The organism is Protofrankia sp. CiP1_Cm_nod3, from assembly GCF_982290655.1.
The window spans coordinates 15478-20618 of the sequence record NZ_CEVIVD010000098.1; the positions used below are offsets into that span (position 1 = coordinate 15478).

At 74.9% G+C, this 5141-nt stretch carries 4 protein-coding genes; 3 read left to right on the forward strand and 1 reads right to left on the reverse strand.

What is annotated here, in order from left to right:
• Positions 1 to 5 precede the first annotated feature (5 nt).
• A complete protein-coding gene (locus tag AC5LUJ_RS17235; RefSeq protein ID WP_250291304.1) occupies positions 6 to 449 on the reverse strand; it encodes an Lrp/AsnC family transcriptional regulator in 444 nt (147 codons plus the stop codon).
• Positions 450 to 518: 69 nt separating this feature from the next.
• On the opposite strand from AC5LUJ_RS17235, the gene AC5LUJ_RS17240 reads away from it, so the two are divergent.
• The 3 genes from AC5LUJ_RS17240 to AC5LUJ_RS17250 all read left to right on the forward strand — a co-directional run.
• Positions 519 to 1514, forward strand: coding sequence for a 5'-3' exonuclease (locus AC5LUJ_RS17240; protein ID WP_250286956.1), 996 nt, complete (start codon positions 519 to 521; stop codon positions 1512 to 1514).
• 300 nt (positions 1515 to 1814) lie between these two features.
• Positions 1815 to 4208 (forward strand): HAD-IB family hydrolase, encoded by a 2394-nt coding sequence (locus AC5LUJ_RS17245; protein WP_493465290.1) that lies wholly within the window; start codon positions 1815 to 1817, stop codon positions 4206 to 4208.
• Positions 4205 to 5141: zinc-dependent alcohol dehydrogenase (locus AC5LUJ_RS17250; protein ID WP_493465291.1), on the forward strand; the 937-nt coding region annotated here is incomplete at its 3' end. The genes AC5LUJ_RS17245 and AC5LUJ_RS17250, both read left to right, overlap by 4 nt.

The window sequence follows — 5141 nt, forward strand, 5'->3', positions numbered from 1 at the left end:
TCCGGTCAGATGGCTGGTGGCCGTGCCTCGTACGGGGTGGACAGGACGACCATGGTGCGGGTCGACACGTTCGCCGCGGCCCGGATCTGCTGCAGCAGGCTTTCCAGGTCGCCCGGGGTGCCGACGCGGACCTTGAGCAGGTAGCTCTCCTCACCGGCGACGCTGTGGCAGGCCTCGATGGCGGTCAGGTCCCGCAGCCGCTCCGGGGCGTCGTCCGGCTGGCTCGGGTCGATCGGCTTGATCGATACGAACGCGGTGAGCGGGAGGCCGATCTCGGCGGCGTCGACGATGGCCGTGTACGCGGTGATCACGCCTCGCTGTTCCAGGCGGCGTACTCGCTGATGGACCGCGGACACGGACAGGCCGGTGGACCGGCCCAGGTCGGTGTAGCTCATCCGGCCATCCCGGCACAGCAGACGGACGATCTCACGGTCAAGGTCTTCCAGCACGATCCGGAGCGTACGCAGATCACGGACCGTGGTCGTGTGCTGGGTGGATGTCGATACGCGAAGAGGCGGATGTTGGTACGCGGCAGGGGATGTCACCCTGTCCGGGTGCGTACCTCCACCGCCGGTCGGCTGATGCTGCTGGACACCCCGTCGCTGTACTTCCGCGCCTTCCACGGGGTGCCGCGGTCGGTGCGCGCCCCGGACGGGACACCCGTCAACGCCGTGCGCGGCCTGCTGGACACCCTGGCCCGCCAGATCGTCGAGATCCGTCCCACCCGGCTGGTGGCCTGCTTCGACGCGGACTGGCGCCCGCCGTTCCGGGTCGCGCTGCTGGCGTCGTACAAGGCCCACCGGGTGGCCGCCGGTGGCACCGGCGGCACCGGGAGCGCGGGGAGCGCGGGGAGCGCCGGGTGGGCCGAGGACGTCCCGGCGGAGCTCACCGCCCAGCTGCCGGTCATCGACGCCGTCCTGGACGCCGTCGGCGTCCCCCGGGTGTCGGCCGCCGGCTACGAGGCGGACGACGTCATCGGCACGCTGGCCACCCGTGACCAGGCGGAGGTGGACGTGCTCACCGGGGACCGGGACCTGTTCCAGCTGGTCGACGACTCCCGGCCGGTACGGGTGCGCTACGCGGTCGAACGGTTCGCCGTGATCGACGAGGCGGCTGTGGCCAGCCGTTTCGGCATCCCCGGCCGGGCCTACGCCGACTTCGCGGTGCTACGCGGCGACCCCAGCGACGGGCTGCCGGGTGTGTCAGGCATCGGCCCGAAGACCGCGGCGGCGCTGCTGAGCAGGTTCGGGTCGCTGGCGGCGGTCCGGGCCGCGGCCGCGCGAGGGGAGATCGCAGGCTTCCCGGGCCGGAGCAGGCAGCGGATCATCGAGGCCGCGGCCTACCTGGACGCCGCCGTGCCGGTGGTCCGGGTCGTCACCGACGTCGGCCTGCCGCCGGTGCCGGACCGGCTGCCCGCCCGGCCCGCCGACAGCGCGGGACTGGCCGCGCTGGCCCGGCGGTGGGGTGTGGAGAAGGCCTGCGACCGGCTCGTCGCGGCCCTCGGGCACGTCTGACGGATGGCTGCCCGGCAGCCGGGCGGCGGCTGGCCGGCAGCCGGGCGGACACGCCCTGGCTGCGGTGCCGGCCACGTCGGTTGTGTCACTTGTCGCGGCTGTGCTTGTAATGTCCACCCGTACCCGCTCCATGGCCGGTCGGCACCGGACGAGGCAGACCTGGGCGAAAGGGGACGCAGCCTCACCGGCGTGAGCCGGTCGCGGCCCCGCGCCGGTGTCCTCACCGCGTGGCCCACCGGCGTCCCGACAACGCAACCCCGATAACGGAACGCAATCCCGATGACGGAATGAGGTGAGGCGGTGGGGCTGCCCGAGCGGCTCGCGGGCAAGCGCGTCCTTGTCACGGGAGCGACCGGCTTCGTGGGCGAGGCACTGCTCGAACGGCTGCTGTCCGATCTGCCCGGCACCGAGGTGGTCGCCCTCGTCCGTCCGCGCGCCGGCCGTAGCGGTCAGGCCCGGTTCGCGGCGCTGGTTGCCAAACCGGCATTCGCCGCCTGGCGCGGTCAGGTCGGCGCGGACGGGGTCGAGCGGGCGCTGCGCGAGCGGGTCACCGTGCTCGAGGGTGACCTGGAACGGATGCCGACGTTGCCGGCGGACATCGACGTCGTGATCCACTGTGCCGGTGAGGTGTCCTTCGACCCGCCGATCGACGCGGGTTTCGCCACCAACCTCGGCGGGGTCCAGGAGCTGCTGCGGGCGGTGCGGGACAGCGGCGCCCGCCCGCACATCGTGCACATCTCCACGGCGTACGTGGCGGGTCTGCGCTCCGGGCACGTGGCCGAGGGCCGGCTGGCGCACACCGTCGACTGGCGGGCGGAGCAGACCGCCGCGCAGCGGGCACGGGCGGCGGCCGAGGACGCCTCCCGTACCCCCGAGGCGCTGCGCGGCTTCCGGGAGCGGGCCGAGGCCGATCATGTGCGCGCCGGCGCCCAGACGGTCTCCCGCGAGGCCGAGCGCCACCGCCGCCGGTGGGTGGAGCGCCGGCTCGTCGAGATCGGCGGGGAACGGGCCCGGGTGCTGGGCTGGACCGACTGCTACACCTTCACCAAGGCGCTCGCCGAGCGCTACCTGGAGGACTCCCGCGACGGCCTGCCGCTGACCGTGGTGCGCCCGTCCATCATCGAAAGCGCGCTGGCCCGCCCGTTCCCGGGGTGGATCGAGGGCTTCAAGATGGCCGAGCCGCTGATCATCGCCTACGCGCGCGGGGAGCTGCCGGACTTCCCGGCCTCCCCCGACGGCATCATCGACATCATCCCGGTCGACCTGGTGGTCAACGCGATCATCGCCGCGGCGGCGGCCACCCCGCCGGCGGACACCCCGGCCTACTACACGGTCTGTTCGGGCTTCCGTAACCCGCTGCTGTTCCGGGACCTCTACGAGCATGTCCGGGAGTACTTCCAGCGCCATCCGCTGGTCGCCCGCAACCGCGGCGCGGTCGCCGCGGCCGAGTGGCGTTTCGCCGGGGCCGCGACGGTCGAGAGCAGGCTGCGCCGCGGGGAGCGGTTCACCGAGCTCGCCGGCCGGGCGCTGGCGTACGCGCCCCGTTCCGACCGGGTCCGCCAGGCCGCCCGCGACCTGGAGCAGCTCGACGAGCGGCTGTCGTTCCTGCGCCGCTACCAGGACCTGTACCGCTCCTACACCCGGGCCGAGCTGGTCTACGTCGACGACGCGACCCGGGCCCTGCACCAGGGGCTGGAGCCCGCCGACGCGCAGCGGTTCGGGTTCGACCCGGCCTGCTACGACTGGCACACCTACCTGCAGGACATCCACATCCCGAGCGTGACGGCGACCATCCGCGGGCCGGACACGTCGCCGCCGCCGGCCCGCCGGGTGGCTCCGGCCTCGGCCGGCGGGCCGGACACGCTGGCGGTGTTCGACCTGGACGGCACGCTGGTGTCCTCGACCGTGATCGAGTCCTACCTGTGGCTGCGGCTGGCCGACCAGAACACCGTGGCCCGCGGCCGGGAGCTGGCCTCGCTGGCCCGTGCGCTGCCCGGCTACATCCGCGCCGAACAGCGGGACCGGGGGCATCTCATCCGGGCGGTGTACACCCGCTACGCCGGCGCCGACCCCGACGAGCTCGCCCGTCTCGTCGACGAGGTCGCCGGGGACATCCTGCTGCGCCGGGTCAAGCCGGCGGCGATCCGCCGGGTCCGTGAGCACCGGGAGGCCGGGCACCGGACGGTGCTGCTCACCGGCGCGGTCGCGGTGCTCACCCGTCCGCTGGCACCACTGTTCGACGAGATCGTCGCGACCGCTCTCGCGGTCGGGCCGGACGGGCGTTACACCGGACGGCTGACGTCGGCGCCGCTGGTCGGGGACGCCCGGGCGGCGTGGCTGAGCCACTACGCGGGGCGGGTGGGGGCGAACCTGCGGGCGTCGTGGGGGTATGCCGACAGCCAGTCGGACCTGCCGATGCTGCGTGCCGTCGGCAACCCGGTGGCGGTCAGCCCCGACCTGCCGCTGTACCGGGTCGCCCGCCGCTCCGGCTGGCCGATCGAGGAGTGGTCGTCGACGCCGGGCGAGCCGCGCGCGGTCGCGGCCGCCCGCGACGAGCGCCGGGCCCATGCCGTGGCCGCGCGGGTGCGGGCCTGGCGGGCCGGCGCCGGTGGCGGCCCCGGCGGCGGGCTGGCGGGACGTTCGGGCGCCGGGGCGGACCGTGTCGTCACCGTCGACCCGGGGGGCCGGCGGTGAGCCGCGCGCTGGAGCTCTACCGCTCGCTGCCGCGTTACCTGACGACCCGGACGGTGTCGGGCCGGCTGCCGTCCCTGGCCGGTGCGGCGGCGACGACCACGGCGCCGCTGCGGCTGCGGGACCGGCCGGCGCCGTCGCGTCCCGGGCCGGACTGGGTGACGATCCGGCCGCGGCTGTCGGGGATCTGCGGGTCGGATCTGGCCACCGTCACCGGGCGGTCGTCGTTCTACTTCGCCTCCCTGGTGTCGATGCCGTTCGTGCCCGGGCACGAGATCGTGGCCGACACACAGACGGATATTACTTTGAGTGATGGGACGGAGCTGCCGGCGGGTTCCCGGGTGGTCGTCGACCCGGTGCTCGGCTGTGCCGCCCGGGGGCTGCCCGCGTGCGCCGGCTGCGCCGCCGGGCACACCAGCCGCTGTGACCGGGTGACCTCCGGGCATGTCTCCCCCGGCCTGCAGACCGGTTTCTGCGCGGACACCGGCGGCGGGTGGAGCGGGGCGCTGGTCGCGCACCGCTCGCAGCTGTACCCGGTGCCGGCGGGCCTGCCGGACGAGCGGGCGGTGCTGGTCGAGCCGCTGGCCTGCGCCGTGCACACCGCGTTGCGGGCCGCGCCCGCCGACGGCGACCGGGTGCTGGTCATCGGTGCGGGCGCGGTGGGGCTGTTCACCCTGCTGGCGCTGCGCGCCTTCACTCCGGCCGGCACGGTGACCGTGGTCGCCAAGCACCGCCGGCAGGTGGAGCTGGCCCGGCTCTTCGGCGCGGACGAGGTGCTGCCGCCGGCGTCCGCCGTCGGCGGGGTGCGCCGGGGCACCCGGGCGCTGCGGCTCGACCCGGAGGTCGGCCCGCCCTACCTGCTCGGCGGGGTGGACGTGGCGATCGACTGCGCGGGCAGCGCGTCGTCGCTGTCCACGGCGCTGCGCACCACCCGGG